The organism is Candidatus Tisiphia endosymbiont of Parasteatoda lunata, assembly GCF_964030955.1.
Classification (GTDB): Bacteria; Pseudomonadota; Alphaproteobacteria; order Rickettsiales; family Rickettsiaceae; genus Tisiphia.
On record NZ_OZ035003.1, the window covers coordinates 710,333 to 732,280 of the forward strand.

Annotated in this window: 31 protein-coding genes and 2 pseudogenes; 24 read left to right on the plus strand and 9 right to left on the minus strand. The window is 33.5% G+C overall.

Features of this window, described 5'->3' with window-relative positions; translation table 11 throughout:
- Positions 1-5: 5 nt before the first annotated feature.
- The 3 genes from AAHN00_RS04365 to nuoF form a co-directional block, all read right to left on the minus strand.
- The gene (locus AAHN00_RS04365; protein WP_342272236.1) at positions 6-692 is read right to left on the minus strand and encodes an IS6 family transposase; all 687 of its coding nucleotides are present in this window, start codon (positions 690-692) and stop codon (positions 6-8) included.
- Between the two features lie 176 nt (positions 693-868).
- A complete protein-coding gene (locus AAHN00_RS04370; RefSeq protein WP_342272237.1) occupies positions 869-1,075 on the minus strand; it encodes a hypothetical protein in 207 nt (68 codons plus the stop codon).
- 328 nt (positions 1,076-1,403) lie between these two features.
- A complete protein-coding gene (gene nuoF / locus AAHN00_RS04375; protein ID WP_342272238.1) occupies positions 1,404-2,669 on the minus strand; it encodes an NADH-quinone oxidoreductase subunit NuoF in 1,266 nt (421 codons plus the stop codon).
- 235 nt (positions 2,670-2,904) lie between these two features.
- On the opposite strand from nuoF, the gene AAHN00_RS04380 reads away from it, so the two are divergent.
- The 12 genes from AAHN00_RS04380 to AAHN00_RS04435 all read left to right on the plus strand — a co-directional run bounded on the left by AAHN00_RS04380 (position 2,905) and on the right by AAHN00_RS04435 (position 11,459).
- The gene (locus tag AAHN00_RS04380; RefSeq protein ID WP_342272239.1) at positions 2,905-3,084 is read left to right on the plus strand and encodes a hypothetical protein; all 180 of its coding nucleotides are present in this window, start codon (positions 2,905-2,907) and stop codon (positions 3,082-3,084) included.
- Between the two features lie 623 nt (positions 3,085-3,707).
- Positions 3,708-3,869: a hypothetical protein gene (locus AAHN00_RS04385; RefSeq protein WP_342272240.1), complete on the plus strand. Its 162-nt coding sequence runs from the start codon at positions 3,708-3,710 to the stop codon at positions 3,867-3,869.
- A 468-nt stretch (positions 3,870-4,337) separates the two neighbouring features.
- Positions 4,338-4,706, plus strand: a complete 369-nt coding sequence (locus AAHN00_RS04390) for a hypothetical protein (RefSeq protein WP_342272241.1) — start codon at positions 4,338-4,340, stop codon at positions 4,704-4,706.
- A 102-nt stretch (positions 4,707-4,808) separates the two neighbouring features.
- On the plus strand, positions 4,809-5,081 hold the full coding sequence (locus tag AAHN00_RS04395) for a hypothetical protein (protein WP_342272242.1): 273 nt from the start codon (positions 4,809-4,811) through the stop codon (positions 5,079-5,081).
- Between the two features lie 554 nt (positions 5,082-5,635).
- Positions 5,636-5,779 carry a hypothetical protein gene (locus AAHN00_RS04400; RefSeq protein WP_342271455.1) on the plus strand — a complete coding sequence of 48 codons (144 nt, stop codon included), beginning with the start codon at positions 5,636-5,638 and terminating at the stop codon, positions 5,777-5,779.
- Between the two features lie 109 nt (positions 5,780-5,888).
- A complete protein-coding gene (locus tag AAHN00_RS04405) occupies positions 5,889-6,254 on the plus strand; it encodes a hypothetical protein (RefSeq protein WP_342272243.1) in 366 nt (121 codons plus the stop codon).
- A 495-nt stretch (positions 6,255-6,749) separates the two neighbouring features.
- On the plus strand, positions 6,750-6,965 hold the full coding sequence (locus AAHN00_RS04410) for a hypothetical protein (protein ID WP_342272244.1): 216 nt from the start codon (positions 6,750-6,752) through the stop codon (positions 6,963-6,965).
- 220 nt (positions 6,966-7,185) lie between these two features.
- The gene (gene rho, locus AAHN00_RS04415; RefSeq protein WP_341755175.1) at positions 7,186-8,538 is read left to right on the plus strand and encodes a transcription termination factor Rho; all 1,353 of its coding nucleotides are present in this window, start codon (positions 7,186-7,188) and stop codon (positions 8,536-8,538) included.
- 20 nt (positions 8,539-8,558) lie between these two features.
- The gene (gene mdh, locus AAHN00_RS04420; protein ID WP_342272245.1) at positions 8,559-9,506 is read left to right on the plus strand and encodes a malate dehydrogenase; all 948 of its coding nucleotides are present in this window, start codon (positions 8,559-8,561) and stop codon (positions 9,504-9,506) included.
- A 22-nt stretch (positions 9,507-9,528) separates the two neighbouring features.
- A complete protein-coding gene (locus AAHN00_RS04425; RefSeq protein ID WP_342272246.1) occupies positions 9,529-10,281 on the plus strand; it encodes a peroxide stress protein YaaA in 753 nt (250 codons plus the stop codon).
- 122 nt (positions 10,282-10,403) lie between these two features.
- Entirely contained in the window at positions 10,404-10,868 is a 465-nt protein-coding gene (locus tag AAHN00_RS04430) for a hypothetical protein (protein WP_342272247.1), read from the plus strand.
- Between the two features lie 87 nt (positions 10,869-10,955).
- Positions 10,956-11,459 (plus strand): hypothetical protein, encoded by a 504-nt coding sequence (locus AAHN00_RS04435; protein ID WP_342272248.1) that lies wholly within the window; start codon positions 10,956-10,958, stop codon positions 11,457-11,459.
- On the opposite strand, the gene AAHN00_RS04440 is transcribed toward AAHN00_RS04435, so the two are convergent.
- On the minus strand, positions 11,398-11,559 hold the full coding sequence (locus AAHN00_RS04440; protein ID WP_342271320.1) for a hypothetical protein: 162 nt from the start codon (positions 11,557-11,559) through the stop codon (positions 11,398-11,400). The genes AAHN00_RS04435 and AAHN00_RS04440 overlap by 62 nt on opposite strands.
- Positions 11,560-12,119: 560 nt before the next feature.
- Here AAHN00_RS04440 and AAHN00_RS04445 point away from each other — a divergent pair.
- The 7 genes from AAHN00_RS04445 to tnpB (AAHN00_RS04475) all read left to right on the plus strand — a co-directional run bounded on the left by AAHN00_RS04445 (position 12,120) and on the right by tnpB (AAHN00_RS04475) (position 16,189).
- On the plus strand, positions 12,120-12,275 hold the full coding sequence (locus AAHN00_RS04445; RefSeq protein WP_341752237.1) for a hypothetical protein: 156 nt from the start codon (positions 12,120-12,122) through the stop codon (positions 12,273-12,275).
- A gap of 174 nt (positions 12,276-12,449) precedes the next feature.
- Complete coding sequence (locus AAHN00_RS04450) at positions 12,450-12,803, plus strand: transposase (protein WP_342272249.1); 354 nt, start codon at positions 12,450-12,452, stop codon at positions 12,801-12,803.
- Positions 12,797-13,075, plus strand: coding sequence for an IS66 family insertion sequence element accessory protein TnpB (gene tnpB / locus AAHN00_RS04455; protein ID WP_342272250.1), 279 nt, complete (start codon positions 12,797-12,799; stop codon positions 13,073-13,075). The genes AAHN00_RS04450 and tnpB (AAHN00_RS04455) overlap by 7 nt, the downstream gene beginning before the upstream one ends.
- 109 nt (positions 13,076-13,184) lie before the next feature.
- The gene (gene tnpC / locus AAHN00_RS04460; RefSeq protein WP_342272251.1) at positions 13,185-14,780 is read left to right on the plus strand and encodes an IS66 family transposase; all 1,596 of its coding nucleotides are present in this window, start codon (positions 13,185-13,187) and stop codon (positions 14,778-14,780) included.
- Between the two features lie 334 nt (positions 14,781-15,114).
- Entirely contained in the window at positions 15,115-15,294 is a 180-nt protein-coding gene (locus AAHN00_RS04465; protein ID WP_342271466.1) for a hypothetical protein, read from the plus strand.
- Between the two features lie 128 nt (positions 15,295-15,422).
- The gene (locus AAHN00_RS04470) at positions 15,423-15,848 is read left to right on the plus strand and encodes a hypothetical protein (RefSeq protein ID WP_342271098.1); all 426 of its coding nucleotides are present in this window, start codon (positions 15,423-15,425) and stop codon (positions 15,846-15,848) included.
- A complete protein-coding gene (gene tnpB, locus AAHN00_RS04475; protein WP_341752109.1) occupies positions 15,836-16,189 on the plus strand; it encodes an IS66 family insertion sequence element accessory protein TnpB in 354 nt (117 codons plus the stop codon). The genes AAHN00_RS04470 and tnpB (AAHN00_RS04475) overlap by 13 nt, the downstream gene beginning before the upstream one ends.
- On the opposite strand, the gene AAHN00_RS04480 is transcribed toward tnpB (AAHN00_RS04475), so the two are convergent.
- The gene (locus AAHN00_RS04480; protein WP_342270935.1) at positions 16,186-17,382 is read right to left on the minus strand and encodes an IS66 family transposase; all 1,197 of its coding nucleotides are present in this window, start codon (positions 17,380-17,382) and stop codon (positions 16,186-16,188) included. The genes tnpB (AAHN00_RS04475) and AAHN00_RS04480 overlap by 4 nt on opposite strands.
- Before the next feature lie 215 nt (positions 17,383-17,597).
- Positions 17,598-17,831 (minus strand): hypothetical protein, encoded by a 234-nt coding sequence (locus AAHN00_RS04485; protein WP_342271086.1) that lies wholly within the window; start codon positions 17,829-17,831, stop codon positions 17,598-17,600.
- An 817-nt stretch (positions 17,832-18,648) separates the two neighbouring features.
- Here AAHN00_RS04485 and AAHN00_RS04490 point away from each other — a divergent pair.
- On the plus strand, positions 18,649-18,873 hold the full coding sequence (locus tag AAHN00_RS04490) for a hypothetical protein (protein WP_342272006.1): 225 nt from the start codon (positions 18,649-18,651) through the stop codon (positions 18,871-18,873).
- A 36-nt stretch (positions 18,874-18,909) separates the two neighbouring features.
- On the plus strand, positions 18,910-19,083 hold the full coding sequence (locus AAHN00_RS04495) for a hypothetical protein (protein ID WP_342271558.1): 174 nt from the start codon (positions 18,910-18,912) through the stop codon (positions 19,081-19,083).
- Here AAHN00_RS04495 and tnpB (AAHN00_RS04500) read toward each other — a convergent pair.
- On the minus strand, positions 19,010-19,198 hold the full coding sequence (tnpB, locus tag AAHN00_RS04500; protein WP_342271559.1) for an IS66 family insertion sequence element accessory protein TnpB: 189 nt from the start codon (positions 19,196-19,198) through the stop codon (positions 19,010-19,012). The genes AAHN00_RS04495 and tnpB (AAHN00_RS04500) overlap by 74 nt on opposite strands.
- On the minus strand, positions 19,186-19,611 hold the full coding sequence (locus AAHN00_RS04505; protein ID WP_342271013.1) for a hypothetical protein: 426 nt from the start codon (positions 19,609-19,611) through the stop codon (positions 19,186-19,188). Before AAHN00_RS04505 ends, tnpB (AAHN00_RS04500) begins: the two co-directional genes overlap by 13 nt.
- 80 nt (positions 19,612-19,691) lie before the next feature.
- Between AAHN00_RS04505 and AAHN00_RS04510 the strand changes: the two are divergent.
- Positions 19,692-20,159: pseudogene (locus AAHN00_RS04510) on the plus strand (IS6 family transposase); the annotation flags it as partial.
- A gap of 14 nt (positions 20,160-20,173) precedes the next feature.
- On the opposite strand, the gene AAHN00_RS04515 reads toward AAHN00_RS04510, so the two are convergent.
- The gene (locus AAHN00_RS04515) at positions 20,174-21,154 is read right to left on the minus strand and encodes a transposase (protein ID WP_342271025.1); all 981 of its coding nucleotides are present in this window, start codon (positions 21,152-21,154) and stop codon (positions 20,174-20,176) included.
- An 80-nt stretch (positions 21,155-21,234) separates the two neighbouring features.
- On the opposite strand from AAHN00_RS04515, the pseudogene AAHN00_RS04520 reads away from it, so the two are divergent.
- Together AAHN00_RS04520 and AAHN00_RS04525 are read left to right on the plus strand one after the other, a co-directional pair.
- Positions 21,235-21,459: pseudogene (locus AAHN00_RS04520) on the plus strand (DDE-type integrase/transposase/recombinase); the annotation flags it as partial.
- A gap of 169 nt (positions 21,460-21,628) precedes the next feature.
- Entirely contained in the window at positions 21,629-21,940 is a 312-nt protein-coding gene (locus tag AAHN00_RS04525) for a hypothetical protein (protein ID WP_342272252.1), read from the plus strand.
- Positions 21,941-21,948: the final 8 nt, after the last annotated feature.

Here is a 21,948-nt window from a genome sequence, read left to right on the forward strand (position 1 = left end):
CACACTTAATTAGAAAGGCTCGAAAGATTATCATTAGCTCCAATTATTTGTCTTTTTTGCATCATACGAATATTTTCTATACCGGTAATAGTCATTTCTGCAGAATGAAAACTCTTAAAACCAAGCATTGGCTTTGTACGTTTTTTGATAAACCTATGATCTTGTTCTACAAGATTATTCAGGTATTTGGTCTGAATAACCTTAATTTTATAATCTTTAGGAACTTCTGTATTCAAATCATTAAGAGCAGCCGTATTACTACCGCTTTTATCAATTACTACTTTCTCAGGAAAATTATTCTCTCTAAAGGCTTTACGAAAAAATGCAAGTGCTGCAGGCTTGTCTCTATGCTTACGTAGCAGAAAGTCTACAGTATTACCAAGACTATCTAGTGCTCTATATAAATAAACCCATTTACCGTTTAATTTAATATAAGTCTCATCCATTCTCCAACTACTACCAACTGGCTTCTTTCTTTTTCTAACCACCTGATCTATCAATGGTACAAATTTTATAACCCATCTTTGTAATGTAGAGTGATCAATTTTTGCTCCCCTTATACTCATCATTTCTTCCAAATCTCGATAACTTAAAGAAAATCGGCATTTCATATAGACAAATAACATTATTATTTCTGGTGAAGAACAAAATCCTTTGAAATATGATAATAATCTTGCAGTAATACGAAACATCTTAACATCTTTTTTAGATCATTATATCAATCTTTTTTCTATTGTCCAACATATGCGACAGAACCGGTTTAGATCATTGAATCCATGATACTCACTCCTTAAATCAACATCAATAATATCTGTTTTACACCCAATAGCATTTTTAAATTGGTTAACACTAAATTGTCCACTGGCAATTATATTATATTGTTCGATATATCTAATATTTTTAGGAAGTAATTCTTGTAGTTTATTGTCCCACTTTGGGAGAAAAACCCCGCACTTGCAGTGCGTCGTTTCAACATAAATTTTAAATATCTTATCAAGAAAAGATAAGATAAGATAAGATATTTTTTTAACAAAATCTTACACTTCACAGATATATTCTTTTTGTGTTGTGACACTTTTTAAATGAACCATACACAAATAGTTTCTAACTTTTAAGTTAGTACATACATGAGGCATTCATGCCGTAATATTAAGCTCTGCACTTGCAGTGCAGAGTGGTTAACTATAATTATTAAATTGGAAATATGCTAAATTTCCATTATTTAAATATTCTGATGGTAACATGTAAGTAATACAAGATGAACGACTACGATATGATATAAGCAATAATAACCCCATTATAGCAAATGCAATAATAAATTGAGATTTTCTACTTATGTTCAGAGCTATTATTTTCTTCATTTATATGATACTAATTTGCTAACAGTAACAGAGCAATCTAAACTAAACCCCTTGCTTGGCTAGCCTTTCTTCAATCTCATGACGGAAATGACGAATTAACCCTTGAATAGGCCAAGCAGCAGCATCTCCAAGGGCACAAATAGTACGACCTTCGATCATTTTTGTAACGTCCAATAATTGATCTATTTCATCTATTTTTGCCTGACCGCGTACCAGTCGCATCATAACTCGCCACATCCAGCCTGTACCTTCTCGACAGGGGCTACACTGACCGCAAGACTCATGCATGTAGAATTTACTAAGCCTAGCAATAGCGTAAATAATATCCGTAGAATTATCCATAACAATGACTCCACCAGTCCCGAGTGCTGAACCAGCTGACCTTAAACTATCAAAATCCATTGCAACATCCTGACATAATGACCTTGGTAGCAACGGTACTGATGAACCACCTGGGATAATAGCTTTCAGATTACTCCATCCACCCCGTACACCCCCGGCATATCTCTCAATCAACTCCTTTAAAGGTACGCCCATGGCTTCTTCAACATTACATGGCTTATTTACATGACCAGAAATACAGAAAATCTTTGTTCCGGTATTATTAGGCTTACCGATTCCAGCAAACCAATCAGCTCCACGCCGGAGTATAGTAGGCACAACTGCAATTGATTCAACATTATTAATAGTTGTTGGACAACCATATAAGCCAAAATTAGCTGGGAATGGTGGTTTTAGTCTAGGAAATCCCTTGTTACCCTCTAAACTCTCGAGTAGAGCTGTTTCTTCACCGCAAATATACGCCCCAGCACCTCTATGCAAATAAATGTCAAGATTGTAGCCAGTACCGCAAGCATTATTACCTATAAAACCAGCATCATAAGCCTCATCTATAGCACGCTGTACATTGGATGATTCGTTATAAAATTCACCACGAATATATATATAGCAAATACGTGCGCTAATAGCAAAACTAGCGAGCAAACAACCTTCAATTAATTTATGTGGCTCATACCTTAAAATATCACGATCCTTGCACGTACCAGGTTCTGATTCATCAGCATTAACCACTAGATAGCTAGGTTTCGGGTGATCTTTAGGCATGAACGACCATTTGGTGCCAGTCGAAAATCCAGCACCACCCCGCCCTCGCAGACCTGATTTTTTTACTTCATCAATTATCCATTCTCTACCTTTAATAATAAAATCTTTTGTATTATCCCAATCTCCACGTTGCTTACTGCTTATTATATCATATTTTTCCTGCCCACTAAGATTAGAAAAAATTTTATCGCTAATTTGTAACATAATTAACTCTTAGAATATCTACATATGATATTATAGCTGAAGGCAAACAATTGTGAAGAGTTAACCACTCTGCACTGCAAGTGCAGAGCTTAATATTACGGCATGAATGCCTCATGTATGTACTAACTTAAAAGTTAGAAACTATTTGTGTATGGTTCATTTAAAAAGTGTCACAACACAAAAAGAATATATCTGTGAAGTGTAAGATTTTGTTAAAAAAATATCTTATCTTTTCTTGATAAGATATTTAAAATTTATGTTGAAACGACGCACTGCAAGTGCGGGGTTTTTCTCCCAAAGTGGGACAATAAATATTAGCAGGGTTTTGCACAAAAATACAACAACACCAACTCTGAAATGCGTTAAGTACATTTGTTCTACATCAAAATGCTTGCAAGAATCATCAATTCAATAGAGATTCTTTATGTAATAGGAATTATATGTCTTCTAATTTTATGATTAATATAATACCCCAATTCAGGATAAGAATTAACTAATTCTTATCCTGAATTGGCTTTAATATAAGGAAAAATGCATTCTTAAAGCGGCTAACGCGAATGCATTTTAAACCTTTCTAAAGCTAAAAACATGATTTTAATCTTTTAAAATCATGTTTTTAGCAAAATATTAATTTAACAATCAGATGCAGAACCGTCTCAAATCTGATTGTTTCTATAACTTCACCGAATTTGGGATAAGAATTGACAAATTCTTATCCCAAATTCGCGTATAATGAAAGGTTTTTATGTCAGACGATAGAGCAACTATAGAATCCAGTAATTTAAATATATCTAATTTTGAGAGTGATAAGGATTCTATTCATTCTGAATAGATGATACTATATCGGTAAGATCTGTTGATTCCGGGTACGAAAGTGATAGCAATTTAGCAGACAAAAAAGATGATATTATTAGAGTTAACACTAAAAACGAGATTGAAAATATAAGTTAACCACTCTGCACTGCAAGTGCAGAGCTTAATATTACGGCATGAATGCCTCATGTATGTACTAACTTAAAAGTTAGAAACTATTTGTGTATGGCTCATTTAGAAAGTGTCACAACACAAAAAAATATATCTGTGAAGTGTAAGATTTTGTTAAAAAATATCCTATCTTTTCTTGATAAGATATTTAAAATTTATGTTGAAACGACGCACTGCAAATGCGGGGTTTTTCTCCCAAAGTGGGACACTCAATAACAACCAGCTGAAGCTGGTGGGTTGATATCTAGACTGGAAGTCGCTATTACTCTAAAGAGATATTACTAATGCCTGTGCTGTCTCTCTGATCCTAATTCTTATAAGTTACCCTGCAATACTTTTGTAGCGATATTTAGTGATCCAAACAACATGAAAGCGATGGTAAAATACAGTGTGGCTAGTCTTGTTATAATCTGTCATATATGATATTTTAATATACATAAGAGCTTGCTCTTATGTATATTAAAATATCATATATTCAAGTTATAGTGAATTGAAATATTAGAACAAGGACTGAAGTCTTTCCCAGCTGAAGCTGGGGGTTTTAACCAAAAAGGTGACTATAAATTAATAGGAAGGGCATACACATATAAACTTAAATTTCTAAAACAACCAATTCCACAATTATCAAAAGAATCCATAGATAACGGATTACTCATTGGTACTAACGAATCATTTATGAGTGCAATGACTGGATTAGCAGTAGAAAGTTTTTACTGTAATTTATCTGATAAAAAGACAGAAGAACTTCTTGATAATTTTAGTTTAAATATAGAACGTTCTAAAAGCCTTATGAACGACAATGACAAGGCAAAAGCAGATAGGCAATTTGCAAACTTAGAAGCTAGTTTAAAGGGATTTGTATTAAATGATATTAAAAGTAACAAGGATAAGGATAAGATCGCTATTGAAGCGGTTAAAAAAGTAATATTAGAGTTAAAAGGTCAAGCAATTCCTAAATCAGATTATGCCAGTACAGTAATTAACAAAACTATGGAAAGTTTACAAGCAGATGCAAGACATTTTGGTACTGAGCAACTTAATATTTTTAGTTAACCACTCTGCACTGCAAGTGCAGAGCTTAATATTACGGCATGAATGCCTCATGTATGTACTACTTAAAAGTTAGAAACTATTTGTGTATGGCTCATTTAGAAAGTGTCACAACACAAAAAGAATATATCTGTGAAGTGTAAGATTTTGTTAAAAAATATCTGTATGATTCATTCTTATCTTTTCTTGATAAGATATTTAAAATTTATGTTGAAACGACGCACTGCAAGTGCGGGGTTTTTCTCCCAAAGTGGGACAATAAAGGAAGGTTATGGTAAATTGACTGACTTTGTTGCGTGGGTACTCATAGTACCCTACATTTTTTATATAACCACTATTAAAATAGTTGTTGATCGTCTATTAGCGAGGAGTCACTGAAAGCGGCGACGCGGCAATCTAAGATACGCGAAGCGTTACTCTAAAAAAACAGCTTCGCTGTTTACCTAGATCGCCACGGCATCTAAAGATGCCTTGCTATGACGATTATAGAAAAATGTAGGGTACTATGGTGCTTTAGACACGACGACCTTAATTCTTGAAGTTGACCGAGTATATACACATGTGCATCAACTATTGGTTATACTTTTAAATTATCCTACCATGTGTAATTTGTTTGACAACCGCAAAATAATTTGATAAATATAAATAATTAAGTTAGTATTAATATCAATTCCCAAATTAAGTTAGTTAGTCTGTCCGGCAAAACTCTATAAGTCTTATAGATAATAGGGTTTAATGGCAGAAAATAGTTAACCACTCTGCACTGCAAGTGCAGAGCTTAATATTACGGCATGAATGCCTCATGTATGTACTAACTTAAAAGTTAGAAACTATTTGTGTATGGCTCATTTAGAAAGTGTCACAACACAAAAAAATATATCTGTGAAGTGTAAGATTTTGTTAAAAAATATCTTATCTTATCTTTTCTTTTCTTGATAAGATATTTAAAATTTATGTTGAAACGACGCACTGCAAGTGCGGGGTTTTTCTCCCAAAGTGGGACAGTTAACCACTCTGCACTGCAAGTGCAGAGCTTAATATTACGGCATGAATGCCTCATGTATGTACTAACTTAAAAGTTAGAAACTATTTGTGTATGGTTCATTTAAAAAGTGTCACAACACAAAAAGAATATATCTGTGAAGTGTAAGATTTTGTTAAAAAAATATCTTATCTTATCTTTTCTTGATAAGATATTTAAAATTTATGTTGAAACGACGCACTGCAAGTGCGGGGTTTTTCTCCCAAAGTGGGACAATAAAGATAAAAAAATCGTTTGTTGATCTTGGTTATACTGGCAGCAATGTTAAAGAGAAGAGTAAGGTATATACCCCAAAAACTCGGAAAAAGTTATTGAAAGAAGACAAGTGTATGATCAGGAGACGCAGTGCTATAGAACCAATAATAGGGCATTTGAAACAATATGGCAGGATGGGCAGAAACTTCTTGAAGGGTGTGATAGGAGATGTGATCAATCCAATAATCTCTGCTATAGGTTTGAATTTACGATGTATTGCCAATCATTTACACATCATGCCTAACTCTACATAAAAAAATTATCATTAAAAAACTTGCTAAACGATTAAAAAAAATCGTTAACAACAAGCTCATGTAAAAATTTTACTAAAACAGAAATTTTTCAATAAAATTGAAAACAATTTTTAATTTTAGTGCAAATATTAGAATTTTTTTTGTAAAAATTTTATTCAATCATAGATTATGGGGGGCTTTAAATATTTTTGGCGGACGGACTAGTTACTCGGAAATACGAATGCTCTCTAGGTCCACATAGTCTAGCTGAGCTGTCAAAATTTTGTGATGCTAATTTCAATAAATTTCTTGCAGAGTTCACTTATGTGCAAGGATTTAAGGAAGCCACGAAATCTCGACTTGCAGCACACTCAAATTCCGTTACGAATTCGAGCCTAGGCACGATGAGTTAACCACTCTGCACTGCAAGTGCAGAGCTTAATATTACGGCATGAATGCCTCATGTATGTACTAACTTAAAAGTTAGAAACTATTTGTGTATGGCTCATTTAGAAAGTGTCACAACACAAAAAGAATATATCTGTGAAGTGTAAGATTTTGTTAAAAAATATCTTATCTTTTCTTGATAAGATATTTAAAATTTATGTTGAAACGACGCACTGCAAGTGCGGGGTTTTTCTCCCAAAGTGGGACAATAAATTACCAACAAAAGTAGAATTATGCAAGAAGTCTAATCATTCGAGTAGCAGTCTAACCTTAATCTTTAAGTAACTTGACTTTCGTAGGTTTCGTGATTTTCCCAGTTTTTAAAGCAATAGACCTATTTCAAAACTAGCTATGAAAGGAATTTTTACTAAAAAAATTAATCAAAAAATCGTAAGTAGTACTGGTGTACATGAGAATTCCTTCGATTAATTCTAACAACAAAATGACTTAGAAAGAATAAAGTTTCTAGAAAAGTTTGATCTTAACTAATCTAAAAAAAATAGGTATGACCCAAAATACAGTTACTAACAATAAGGAATCACCTGATATTTATTATAATAATAATACTAAGTATGATAATCCTAATAAAGATGGTATTGTTATCATCAATCTTAAACAATTAAAACGTAAGTCACCTGAAGAATTACAAATACAAGCAGAAAATCTTAATATTGAAAATTCTAGTGCTTTGCTAAAACAAGAGCTAGTCTTTGCTATACTCAAGAAATCTGTTGAGCAGGGTGATTTGATTTCAGGAGAAGGCGTACTTGAAATTTTACCTGATGGGTTTGGCTTCCTTAGATCTCTAGAAGTAAATTACTTAGCCGGTCCTGATGATATTTATATTTCCCCAAGTCAGATTCGTCGTTTTGGACTACGTACAGGGGACACGGTAGAAGGGCAAATTAGAGCTCCAAAACCAGGAGAACGTTATTTTGCCTTGTTAAAAGTAAACAAAGTTAATTTTGAAGACCCTTCTAAGGCATATCATAGAGTACATTTCGATAATTTAACACCACTTTATCCTGAAGAAAAATTATCCCTAGAGCTAGAAGATAATAGTAAGGATTTTAGTACAAGAATAATTGAATTGGTTGCTCCTATGGGTAAAGGACAACGTGCGTTGATTGTTGCTCCACCAAGAACCGGAAAAACTGTTCTATTGCAAAATATAGCTCATGCTATTACCACCAATAACCCCGAAGTATTTTTAATTGTTTTGTTAATTGATGAACGCCCAGAAGAAGTTACCGATATGCAACGTTCAGTACGTGGTGAAGTAGTTAGCTCAACTTTTGATGAACCCGCTATTAGACACGTTCAGCTTGCTGAAATGGTTATTGAGAAAGCTAAAAGGTTGGTCGAGCATAAAAGAGATGTAGTAATATTGGTTGACGCAATAACAAGACTTGCAAGAGCTTATAACACTGTTGTACCCTCGTCTGGTAAGGTTCTTACTGGGGGAGTTGATGCAAATGCTCTGCAACGTCCAAAAAGATTCTTTGGAGCGGCAAGAAATATTGAGAGTGGTGGTTCATTGACTATAATAGGAACTGCTTTAATTGAAACCGGTTCTCGTATGGACGAGGTAATCTTTGAAGAATTTAAAGGTACTGGTAATTCTGAAATAGTCCTCGATCGCAAAATAGCTGATAAGCGCGTTTACCCTGCGATTGATATTACTAAATCTGGTACACGTAAAGAGGAGCTATTGGTTGATAAAGCCATTTTAACCAAAATGTGGGTTCTTCGTAGAATCATTAACCCAATGGGAACTATCGATGCAGCAGAATTTTTAATTGATAAACTTAAAAACACTAAAACTAATACAGAATTTTTTGATTCAATGAATTCATAAAATGCTTTTCAGAAGGAAGTATGGCTAAAAGAACAAAAATTGCTTTAATTGGTGGGGGAAAGATTGGCGGAACACTTGCACATTTGATCAGTCTTAGAGAACTTGCTGATATAGTTATGTTTGATTTATCTGAAGGTCCTTCGCAGGGTAAGACTTTAGATATATCACAAGCTGGAGCAATTACTGGATCAGATATAATTGCTAAAGGTACTAACAATTATAAAGACATAGAAGGTTCAGATGCTATAATTGTTACAGCTGGAGTACCACGTTCACCTGGAATGAGTCGGGATGATTTAATTAATGTTAATACTACTGTTATAAAAACTGTGGCTAGCAACATTAAGCAATATGCACCGAACGCTTTTGTCATTGTTGTAACCAATCCACTTGACGCTATGGTTTACGTAATGTTAAAGGAAAGTGGACTAGCTAGCAATATGGTAGTTGGTATGGCTGGGGTACTTGACTCATCAAGATTTAATTTTTTCTTAGCCAATGAATTTAATGTTTCCGTAGAAAATGTTAGTAGTTTTGTACTTGGAGGTCATGGTGACTCAATGGTTCCTTTGGTTAGATATTCGACAATTAACGGCATACCAGTTTTAGATTTACTAGAAATGGGGTGGTCGACGAAAGAACGTATTAATGCGATAATAGATCGCACAAAAAATGGTGGTGGAGAAATTGTTTCACTACTTAAAAATGGTTCTGCCTATTACGCTCCGGCAACTTCTGCTATTGAAATGTTAGAGAGTTATCTAAAAGATAAACGTAAAATATTAAGTTGTGCTGCTTATCTTCAAGGAGAATATGGAGTAAAAGATATGTATGTCGGAGTGCCAGTTATTATTGGTAAAAATGGTGTAGAAAAAATAGTGGAAATAAAATTAAATGATGAAGAACAAGCTCTATTTAATAAATCAGTAGATGGAGTTAGAAAATTAATTGAATCAGTTAAATTGTAAATTTCTTGTCTAGACTACAGATATGCTAAGTATAATTTCACCAGCTAAGACTCAAGATTTTATCTCGGAAATACCGGATTTACCATGTACGCAACCGCATTTCCTTACTAAAATGCAGTATCTCTTACAGATATGTAAAAGCCTATCACAAAATCAGATCAGGCAATTAATGGGGATTAGTGATAAACTGGCTGAGCTTAATTATCATAGATTTCAAGATTTCGATAACCATCCTCAAAAGCAAGCGATATTTGCCTATGATGGGGATGTTTATGATAATATTGATAGACGCAGTTTCTCTAAAGAGCAATGGGATTTCTTGCAAGGACACACGTTAATTATATCAGGTTTATATGGACCACTAAGAGTTTTAGATAAAATAAAACCCTATAGGCTAGAAATGTCAACAAAATTGCCAAATTTAGAAAAATTATCCAGTTTTTGGCAAATTAATATTACCAATTATCTAAATCAAATATTAGCAACTCACCAAAATAAATATCTAATCAACCTAGCCTCTAATGAATATTCCTCCGCCATAAATCAAAATGATCTTAAATATCCAATAATTAATATATATTTTAAAGAAAAAAGAAATAACAAATTACAAATAATAGCTATAAACTCCAAAAAAGCTAGGGGAAGCATGCTTAACTTTATTGCAGAAAATCTTATAAACGTACCTGAAAAATTAAAACAGTTCTCTAAACAAAACTATTATTATAGTGAAACTGAGTCTTCCGATAAAGATTGGGTATTTGTGAAAAATGAATAAGTTGTAATATTACAACTACATTTAAATTTAAAGATAATAACTTGGAATTATATATTAGTTATATTTAAATTCTTTACTATTCTGATTATTATTTATTAGTAGTTTATAAAATAGTAGTATCTATGCAATTTAACCGTAACAGAGCAATTATTGGTTTCCTTAAAGCCAATGAAGGTCGGAAATTTACTTCTAGAGAAATAGCTGCATGGCTAGTAAAAACTTATCCTGAGGAAGTCAAGAGAAAAGCGGAGAACAGTAAATGCAAATCAATACTCAATGTAACTGATCCAGCAAAAATAGCTCAAATTATTATAGTACTCTTTAGTGGAGAAATGACTAAAGAACGTAATGAAGCCATACAAAAACAAGAGCCTGGTATTAAAATAACACAAGAGTGTCCGCGCAAATATTATTTTACTAAAAAAACTGATCAAGCGGAGATAGAAGAAGCTGAAAAATGGTCAAACATAAAAGAAAAAGAGGTGTATCTAAAGCTTTCAGAATTTCTTTGGGATGAGCTTAGTATTTATAACATGACTATTAATGATAAACGTTCTTCAAATCGTAGTGGTACTAATGCTAGTTAACCACTCTGCACTGCAAGTGCAGAGCTTAATATTACGGCATGAATGCCTCATGTATGTACTAACTTAAAAGTTAGAAACTATTTGTGTATGGCTCATTTAGAAAGTGTCACAACACAAAAAAATATATCTGTGAAGTGTAAGATTTTGTTAAAAAATATCCTATCTTTTCTTGATAAGATATTTAAAATTTATGTTGAAACGACGCACTGCAAGTGCGGGGTTTTTCTCCCAAAGTGGGACAATAAATGGTTATATCCCAACCTAGTGGGAATGGAGGCTATGACGAAAGGTTGGGCAGAGCCGATCAAAGATTGCGTCAAACAATATGCGGATATAAAAGCTAAACTTTGGTCTTTTGAGGTGAAAGTAACAATTAATCACTCCAATGTACGAGAATCTTTTTTTCAAGCATTATCAAATTCGTCATGGGCTCACTATGGATATTTAGTAGCTTTCTCTCTAGTAGAAAGCAAGGATAGTAACACTTCTCGTGAACTGGAAATTCTTTCTGCTAGGCACGGTATAGGATTTATTTTATTGTCCCACTTTGGGAGAAAAACCCCGCACTTGCAGTGCGTCGTTTCAACATAAATTTTAAATATCTTATCAAGAAAAGATAAGAATGAATCATACAGATATTTTTTAACAAAATCTTACACTTCACAGATATATTCTTTTTGTGTTGTGACACTTTCTAAATGAGCCATACACAAATAGTTTCTAACTTTTAAGTTAGTACATACATGAGGCATTCATGCCGTAATATTAAGCTCTGCACTTGCAGTGCAGAGTGGTTAACTAAACATAAACGAATCAGAAAAAGGTCGAATACTAATTGCTGCTAAAGAAAGATTAGAGATTGATTGGGATATGGCTAATAGGCTCGTTAAAGAAAATCCGGATTTTGAACATTTTATAAAAGAAGTAACTTCTTTTTATAAAACCGGAGAAACTAAACGTTCCGACTGGAAAAATGTGAATTATTAAGGCTCTAGGCTCTGTCCAACTGATTGTGTGTACGTCAAGATAAGGTGCATTAATCTTACGGGTGAAAATTCTATTATGGAAGGAGTAGCTAGCTCCACCATATAGCGAGTCTTGTGCAGCTGAAGGTAACGACAGTAGTAAAGCGTAGACAGCGAAACATCCGAGCCGAAAGCAAATCTAACAGTTAGCCTTAAGTTTTAATTGCAAGGATTAAAAAAAATAAGATAATATTAAATTTTATTTTTTAAGATTTGAGGTAAGCAATTGGATAGTTTAGGACTAGGAGAAGGAAGTAATAAGTTATTTTTTGAATCAGAATTTGAAAGTTTAGTTTTAAAAGATCAACGTCTTAAATCAAAAGCTTTAAAGATTTTTACAGCCCTAATGGCAAAATTTACAATCTACCCCAATTCGGGATAAGAATTAACTAATTCTTATCCCGAATTGGCTTTAATATAAGGAAAAATGCATTCTTAAAGCGGTTTTGCAAATGCATTTTAAACCTTTCTAAAGTAACCGTCTAGTGAAGGTGGTCTATAAAAGCAAGAAGATATAAGTATTATTCTGTAGTAGAAACTACAAGGGAATAATAGTATGAATAAGAGTAGGAGAGATATTACAGCTGAACAAAGGAAGCAAATAATTTCAGAGTCATATGTGTCTAGGTGTGTTATATCACAAGTTGCTCAGTCTTATGGAATTTCGAAAGAGACATTATATGGATGGCGTAGTAAGGAAAGGAGGAAAAGAAGGGAAGAGGCAAAGGCAAATAATTCAGGCAACAAATTTATAGAATTATCAATACAGAAAACAACGGTACAAGAAACAAAATGCACAATATTAAAAAAAGCAGAATTAAAATTTAATGATTTTTCTTTATCAATTGAAGGTAGTGTTAGTAGTAGCAAGTTGTTGGAGATAGTCAAAATATTGGATAGATCATGCTAGATATAGGACATGATAGCAAAATCTATCTTTGTACCGGTTATACTGACATGCGTAAGGGCATTAATGGTTTATCAATACTGACCCAATCAATATTACTTGATCAATATGATAAGAGTATCTTATTTGTATTTAGGGGTAAAAAGGCTGATCGGATAAAAATATTGTGGTGGGATGGTCAAGGTTTTTGTTTATATTATAAATGTCTTGATGGCGGAAAATTTGTATGGCCTAAGGTTAATGAGAAACAATCTATTGGAATTACTAAAGCCTAGTTAGCAATGTTGATAGAAGCTATTGACTGGCGTAATCCGAAGTGGTTTAATAGACCTCAATATGCTGGATGAAGATTTAGCGTGATAGTGTGTATTATTTATAACAGTTATGATTTTAAATTTAAATAACTTACCTACTGACATAGCAGTGTTGCATAGAATGCTTGCGGCATTAAACAATAATATACAGTCACTAACTATAGAAAACCAGTCACTAACTATAGAAAACCAGTCATTAACCAGTGAGAATCAATCATTAAAAGAACAGCTGGCATTACTAAAAGCCAAGCGTTATGGCAAATCATCAGAGAAACTAGATAAGCAAATAGAGGAACTTGAGCTTAAAATAGAAGAAAACGAGCTAATTTTAGGATTTAAAACTGAGCCAAATAATGCTAATTCCGATAAGAGTATAGTCACTTCAAATGATAGTAAACAGAAGCCAAAGCGTCAGAAATTACCGGATCATTTACCAAGAGAAGATGTGGTATTAAAGCCTATTGACCAGTGTCACGCATGTGGTGGAGTAGAGTTTCGTAAGATAAGTGATGATATTGCAGAAACATTAGAATATGTTCCTGCATCATTTAAGGTAATACGACATATAAGACTACGCTGTGCTTGTATTAATTGTGAGCAGATAGTACAGGCTTATCCTCCATCAAAAGCCATTGATAAAGGTAAGCCGGGGGCTGGTTTACTGGCACATATATTAATTCAGAAATATTGCAATCATCTGCCGCTATATCGTCAATCGCAAATTTACGAGAGAGAAGGAGTAGAGATTTCGAGGACAACAATGGCAAGCTGGGCTGGTCAATGTGCTAGATTGCTAGAGCCAATAGCCAAAGCAATTCAACAATGTATCTTTTCGAGTAAGCAGATACATGGTGATGATACACCTGTGAGGGTTCTAGCTCCTGGGATTGGTAAAACCAAGACTGGTAGAATATGGACTTATGTATCAGATGGTAGACCTCATGGGGATAAGTCTCCAGTTGCAGTTTGCTATTTTTATAGCCCTGATCGGAAAGGGACAAGACCGCTTGAGCATCTCAAAGATTTTACAGGAGTGCTGCATGCTGACGCTTATGCTGGTTATAACCAATTATATATCGATGATGAAAAATCAGCTACTAAGATAGAGGAAGCAGCATGTTGGGCTCATGTACGCCGTAAGTTTTACGAAGTAACAATAGCAAATGATAAAGCCAATATTGCTATCGCCATATTGGAGCAGATTGGTGAAATTTATGGCATCGAAGCTAACATAAGAGGATTAGAACCTGATAAGAGGCTAGAGGAACGCACGAAAAAATCTAAAGTACTGGTGGAAAAATTGTTTACAGGTTTTAGGAAAGCATATGATCAACTGCCTAAAAAAAGCAGTACGGCAAAAGCTATTTCTTATGCTTTGAACAATCAGAACGCACTGATGAAATTTTTGGATAATGGTAAAATAGAAATTGACAATAACGCTGCAGAGCGTGCAATGAGATCAATTGCCATAGGGCGAAAAAATTGGCTTTTTGCTGGATCAGACAATGGTGGTCATACTGCTGCTATTATCTATTCCATTATCGAAACTGCTAAATTAAATAATGTCAATCCTTGGAAATATTTGCAAAAAGTACTTGCAACAATTCAGGATTATAAAGCCAATAAAATTGTAGACCTCCTCCCTTGGAATATTATACTAGAATAAATAATAATTCTAGACCGCCTTTACTAGACGGTTACTTTCGAAATAGGTCTATTGTATTTACTAGTAATTTAGCTGAGTCTACGGTAGAAAGTTTAATTAATCGTTGTGCAAGGTCACCAACATATGCGTTGCTCTAGAGATGGTCTTAATCCGTTGTTTAGATCAGGACTGTTTTACATAGTCCGTCCGCCAAAAATATTTAAAGCCCCCCATAATCTATGATTGAGTTAACCACTCTGCACTGCAAGTGCAGAGCTTAATATTACGGCATGAATGCCTAATGTATGTACTAACTTAAAAGTTAGAAACTATTTGTATATGGCTCATTTAGAAAGTGTCACAACACAAAAAGAATATATCTGTGAAGTGTAAGATTTTGTTAAAAAATATCTGTATGATTCATTCTTATCTTTTCTTGATAAGATATTTAAAATTTATGTTGAAACGACGCACTGCAAGTGCGGGGTTTTTCTCCCAAAGTGGGACAATAAAATTTTTACAAAAAAAATTCTAATATTTGCACTAAAATTAAAAATTGTTTTCAAGAGCCTTTCTAATTAAGTGTATACCTGCAGCAAAACTGCATAACTTTATCTAATGTTTTTGCTAGTATGAATTTTTTATACATTTGGGTTTCATACTATGCAAATACCATCAATTACTATTGAGCAAGTAGCTCAGCAATTTAAAGCCTGGCGTCAAACTAAAACTAATAAGTTTGATCCTATACCAAACCATCTAAAGGAATTAGTTTACCAATTACTCCATCATTATTCTTACCAAGAGATAGCTAAACATCTTAATATTAATAAAGCAACAATCAGTTCAATTAAAAAAGCCCATGAGCCTACCCTCAAAACTTCTCCTGTCTCAACTTCAAATCAAGCTCTACAACAAAATATTAATTTTCTCCCATTTCAACTATTAAATTCTATAGATACCGATCCTGTAGCTGCCCCCAAACAAAATCACTATATTTGTCACATTATTAAACCAAATGGTACCAAACTTATTATCCAAACACTAGAACCAAAAACCATAATTCAGACATTTTTATGCTGCAACTAACCCCGGCGTCAGTTATTTTTGTTGCCACTATTGCCATCGATTTTCGCAAGGGTATCGATGGCTTAATCGCTGTTTGTAGACAAAAACTTTCTTCTGACCCTCTTAATGGTTCCTTGTTTTTATTCTATAATAAAAACAGAACTGCCATTAAAATTTTGTCCTTTGACGGTCAAGGCTTTTGGCTATGCTCTAAACGCCTATCCAAAGGTAAATTTACCGCAAAACTTTTCCCATCTGATAATTCATCTTATCAAATTTGTTATAGAACCTTACACATTCTTATTCATAATGGTGATCCTAGTTCTGCCAAATTCTCTAATGATTGGCTTCCTGTCGTTTAAGCTGCTGTCTCGATTAATTCCGTATTATTCATATATCTTGCATAGGCAAAAGGCGTATAATTCGCAGGACGCTTCTTTGCTTTGCTACTCTGCTCTTGTAGCCAATTTAAATATTTAAAGGCATTGATCTCGTTCTCACTACAAGTCTTTACTATACTATACAAACCACTATGTATCTCAGCACTATTGATTGTTTTAAAGAATAATGAATTCTTCCTTTGTAAAATAATGGTACGCAGTGATCTCTCAGCCCAATTATTATCAAGATTGCTAACTGGGATTTTTAAAAATTGGGTCAAACCTTCTTTATTATTTATCCAATATTTCATAGCTTGTCCAAGCCTACTATTAGGCTCAACTTTCTTGTCGTTAAATAATTCGTCTATTTTGTTATATATGTTTTCTATATATTTACTGCTATGTTCCTGATGATACCCAAGTTTTTCTTCAGGACTCATCTCTTTACATTGATGTTCATTGTGGTAAATCCCTCGTGTTTGTTTGAGAAAATATCCGCATTCTTCAGGGTAATATAGTTCATTCTCTGTAAATTTTCTCTGACCATGTGACAAACAATTGATCATCACTATTATTGCCAGTAATTCTTGATCTGCTTCTGATAATACCGGGTTATTATTGTTACTTGCGTCAGTCATTAATTGGATAGAATCTGTTCTATTCTTACGATTCTTTAGTACGTTACCTATATTTTCTCCACCATGCCTATTACCGGTAAAATATAAAACTATCACCTCATTATTTGCAGTCTTAGCACATATTGTAGTAGTATAACAGCTGCGTCCTTTCTTATTTTGAGTACGTAATTTCTTATTGGCTATAGTAATTTCTAAAATCCTAGCTCTAGTATCATCAAGGTTCAGTGAACTACATTCGGCAGCCATTTCCAATAATACCCCGTAAATTTCAGCTCCACCACCTTCTTGCCAAACATCTAAATATTGTTGCCAGAGCGAGCTATATGCCACAGGAACACCACTTAAACTTTGCAGCCTAGATAAACGGTAGAAAGGAGTACCATAGGTCTTTTGTAACACTATTGCACTTCTGCTACTATTTGTCCATTTGTTGATATTTTTATTGTTCATAACTATATAATCACAAGCATTACAACGTAGCGTTTTCTTTACATATCTGTTGACTGTAATTGGAGCATTACCTGTAAATTGTAGCAATTTTCTAGCTTCACTATTATATAGTTTGCCATTACAACAGTGAGGACAGCTATCACCACTACAAAAATTCTCAGGAGTTAAATAGCTGGTATTCGCATCCTTATAATCATCAAACCCATATTTACCTTGCCAATTACTACGATCTATCTTTTTGGGCTTATCGCACTCTTCTTCATTACCACCATTCCCCTTATCAGATTCACTTGGCGGTTCTTTTAATGAATCTGAACTATCTTTTTTTTGTTATCTGCCTTAAAACCAATCAGCATTTCCTTAAGCTTATTTATACTGATATTTGATGATGCTAGCTTGTCTATTAGCTCATTACAAAATTTCACAAGTTCTACTATCGTTTGCTGTTCATCTCCCGTTAATGAACTGTCCTTGACATGTTGTATTAGTTCTTCTCGTTCTTCAGCACTTAAGGTCGCTACTTTTGGTTTTTTCATTTGATTAATTATCATTATTATTAATATTTCAAATGTTATAATATAATTGGTACTTTTTCAACTAGTTTTTATTACAAAACTTACGCTATGTTATCTCAAGTATGACTAAAAACCTTGGCTGAAAGCCATTTTTTCATAGTAAAGAATTTTAATAATATCTCAGTACAAAGCCACTTATCATAAAACATAGCGTAAGTTTTGATTAATCGGTGATATTTGCATAGTAGAAACCCAAATTTATACAATAAATTCATACTAGCAAAAAAATTAGATAGTGTTACGCAGTTTTGCTGCAAGTATACAATTAAGTGTGTAAATTTTTCATAGGGCTTAAATTCTACCTTCAAATTTTATCAAAAAGTGAGCCATAGCTGCGTTCCAGTTTGGAATCGGCATAACCCATTTCTGGTTCTGTCGCATATGTTGGACAATAGAAAAAAGATTGATATAATGATCTAAAAAAGATGTTAAGATGTTTCGTATACTTGCAGCAAAACTGCGTAACACTATCTAATTTTTTTGCTAGTATGAATTTATTGTATAAATTTGGGTTTCTACTATGCAAATATCACCGATTAATCAAAACTTACGCTATGTTTTATGATAAGTGGCTTTGTACTGAGATATTATTAAAATTCTTTACTATGAAAAAATGGCTTTCAGCCAAGGTTTTTAGTCATACTTGAGATAACATAGCGTAAGTTTTGTAGTTAACCACTCTGCACTGCAAGTGCAGAGCTTAATATTACGGCATGAATGCCTAATGTATGTACTAACTTAAAAGTTAGAAACTATTTGTATATGGCTCATTTAGAAAGTGTCACAACACAAAAAGAATATATCTGTGAAGTGTAAGATTTTGTTAAAAAATATCTGTATGATTCATTCTTATCTTTTCTTGATAAGATATTTAAAATTTATGTTGAAACGACGCACTGCAAGTGCGGGGTTTTTCTCCCAAAGTGGGACAGTTAACCACTCTGCACTGCAAGTGCAGAGCTTAATATTACGGCATGAATGCCTAATGTATGTACTAACTTAAAAGTTAGAAACTATTTGTGTATGGCTCATTTAGAAAGTGTCACAACACAAAAAGAATATATCTGTGAAGTGTAAGATTTTGTTAAAAAATATCTGTATGATTCATTCTTATCTTTTCTTGATAAGATATTTAAAATTTATGTTGAAACGACGCACTGCAAGTGCGGGGTTTTTCTCCCAAAGTGGGACAATAAAAACAAGGAACCATTAAGAGGGTCAGAAGAAAGTTTTTGTCTACAAACAGCGATTAAGCCATCGATACCCTTGCGAAAATCGATGGCAATAGTGGCAACAAAAATAACTGACGCCGGGGTTAGTTGCAGCATAAAAATGTCTGAATTATGGTTTTTGGTTCTAGTGTTTGGATAATAAGTTTGGTACCATTTGGTTTAATAATGTGACAAGTATAGTGATTTTGTTTGGGGGCAGCTACAGGATCGGTATCTATAGAATTTAATAGTTGAAATGGGAGAAAATTAATATTTTGTTGTAGAGCTTGATTTGAAGTTGAGACAGGAGAAGTTTTGAGGGTAGGCTCATGGGCTTTTTTAATTGAACTGATTGTTGCTTTATTAATATTAAGATGTTTAGCTATCTCTTGGTAAGAATAATGATGGAGTAATTGGTAAACTAATTCCTTTAGATGGTTTGGTATAGGATCAAACTTATTAGTTTTAGTTTGACGCCAGGCTTTAAATTGCTGAGCTACTTGCTCAATAGTAATTGATGGTATTTGCATAGTATGAAACCCAAATGTATAAAAAATTCATACTAGCAAAAACATTAGATAAAGTTATGCAGTTTTGCTGCAGGTATACGATGTTTCGTATTACTGCAAGATTATTATCATATTTCAAAGGATTTTGTTCTTCACCAGAAATAATAATGTTATTTGTCTATATGAAATGCCGATTTTCTTTAAGTTATCGAGATTTGGAAGAAATGATGAGTATAAGGGGAGCAAAAATTGATCACTCTACATTACAAAGATGGGTTATAAAATTTGTACCATTGATAGATCAGGTGGTTAGAAAAAGAAAGAAGCCAGTTGGTAGTAGTTGGAGAATGGATGAGACTTATATTAAATTAAACGGTAAATGGGTTTATTTATATAGAGCACTAGATAGTCTTGGTAATACTGTAGACTTTCTGCTACGTAAGCATAGAGACAAGCCTGCAGCACTTGCATTTTTTCGTAAAGCCTTTAGAGAGAATAATTTTCCTGAGAAAGTAGTAATTGATAAAAGCGGTAGTAATACGGCTGCTCTTAATGATTTGAATACAGAACAGGAGTTTCGCAGTTAGCAAAATTGCGAATCAGCTAAAAGGCATCTAATGTTGTTCTGAATTGATGTTTTTATAACTTCCCAAGTTTGTTGATATAAAGTAATTTTTTCATTTATCCTCCTTTTGTTCATATCGAGCCAAGCAAATACAGCAAGGCAAATATGATTTCTCTGAGCTCGACCCGTGCGTGCCTGACAGCGTTCAATACCACAAGTTTGTTTTAATTCTCGATGATAAACTTCTATAGACCACCGTGCCTTAACAATTTTCTCTATTTGTTCACGTGTTGGATTTTCTAAGTTAGTTGTTATGTAATCAATGCGACCATTTTTTGCCACAAACTTAAATACCGTAACCCAACCGTATCCACGTAGGTGAATTTTTAGTCCCTCATCAGGAATCTCTAAACTTTCTAAGCTAACATTATGATTAACTTTTCTATTTTTTCTTAGGTTACTAACCCATGTCCAACCTAAATTACGTATATGTTTCAAATTCTCCAAACCGCTATACCACGCATCCATTACTACTGCATCAGGATTGATCCCTCTTTCCTTAGCTAAAGTAAGCATATCACAAAAATGCTCATTCTTTGTTTTTCCATCAGTTTCTTTATCATATATTCTATAATCTACAGGGGTAGATTGATCAGTTTTAGCATTGTAATGCAGTAAGTTGACCATCCCTATACCAGGTATAACATCATGTACAGCTCCAGAATATTGATAATGTACAAGCTCAATTTTCTTACTGTATTGCTTTGACAATAACGTGTCATCTCCCACTAATAAACAAGAAGCTTCCCTATCAATATATTTTGACACTTCTCTGTAGATCCCGCTAGGGCGGAAATCCTTACTATTTAACCATCGACTTGCACTATCATGAGATAGGTTTATTGGACTTACTTCAGATAATGCTTTACCACTATATCTTACGCTACTTGCTTGTAAAAATGATTTATATAAGTCTTTGCTACATTTTGATCTTGCCATGCTTAACTAAAACTCTTTCTTGCTAGATTAACATATTTTTTGCTAAGTGCGAAACTCCTGCAGAAGTTCCTAAAGATTATAAAATTAAGGTTATTCAGACCAAATACCTGAATAATCTTGTAGAACAAGATCATAGGTTTATCAAAAAACGTACAAAGCCAATGCTTGGTTTTAAGAGTTTTCATTCTGCAGAAATGACTATTACCGGTATAGAAAATATTCGTATGATGCAAAAAAGACAAATAATTGGAGCTAATGATAATCTTTCTACTTTTGAGAATTTTGCTATGTTAATGGCATCATAATGTCCAAAACCTTAGTTTTAACAATCTTGATGTAGTATGATTTATAGATGCGACAAAACCGGAAAGACTAGTATTACAGCAACGATCATTCAAAGCAGGATTTGGTAGATTTTTAGAATATAACACTCAAGGGTAAAAATGTATAAATTAAATATAAGACAATAATATTATGAATGAAATACAAGATAATCAGTTAGTTATTTACCAAACTGAAAATGGTGAAATAAAAGTAGATGTAAAATTACATGACGAGACTGTATGGCTATCATTAAATCAAATGTCTCAAATATTTGAGCGTGATAAATCAGTAATTGCCAAACATCTTAAAAATATTTTTAAAGAAGGAGAGTTAGCAAGTAGTGCAACTGTGGCAAAGTTTGCCACAGTTCAAAATGAGGGAGAACGAGCAGTTAACCACTCTGCACTGCAAGTGCAGAGCTTAATATTACGGCATGAATGCCTAATGTATGTACTAACTTAAAAGTTAGA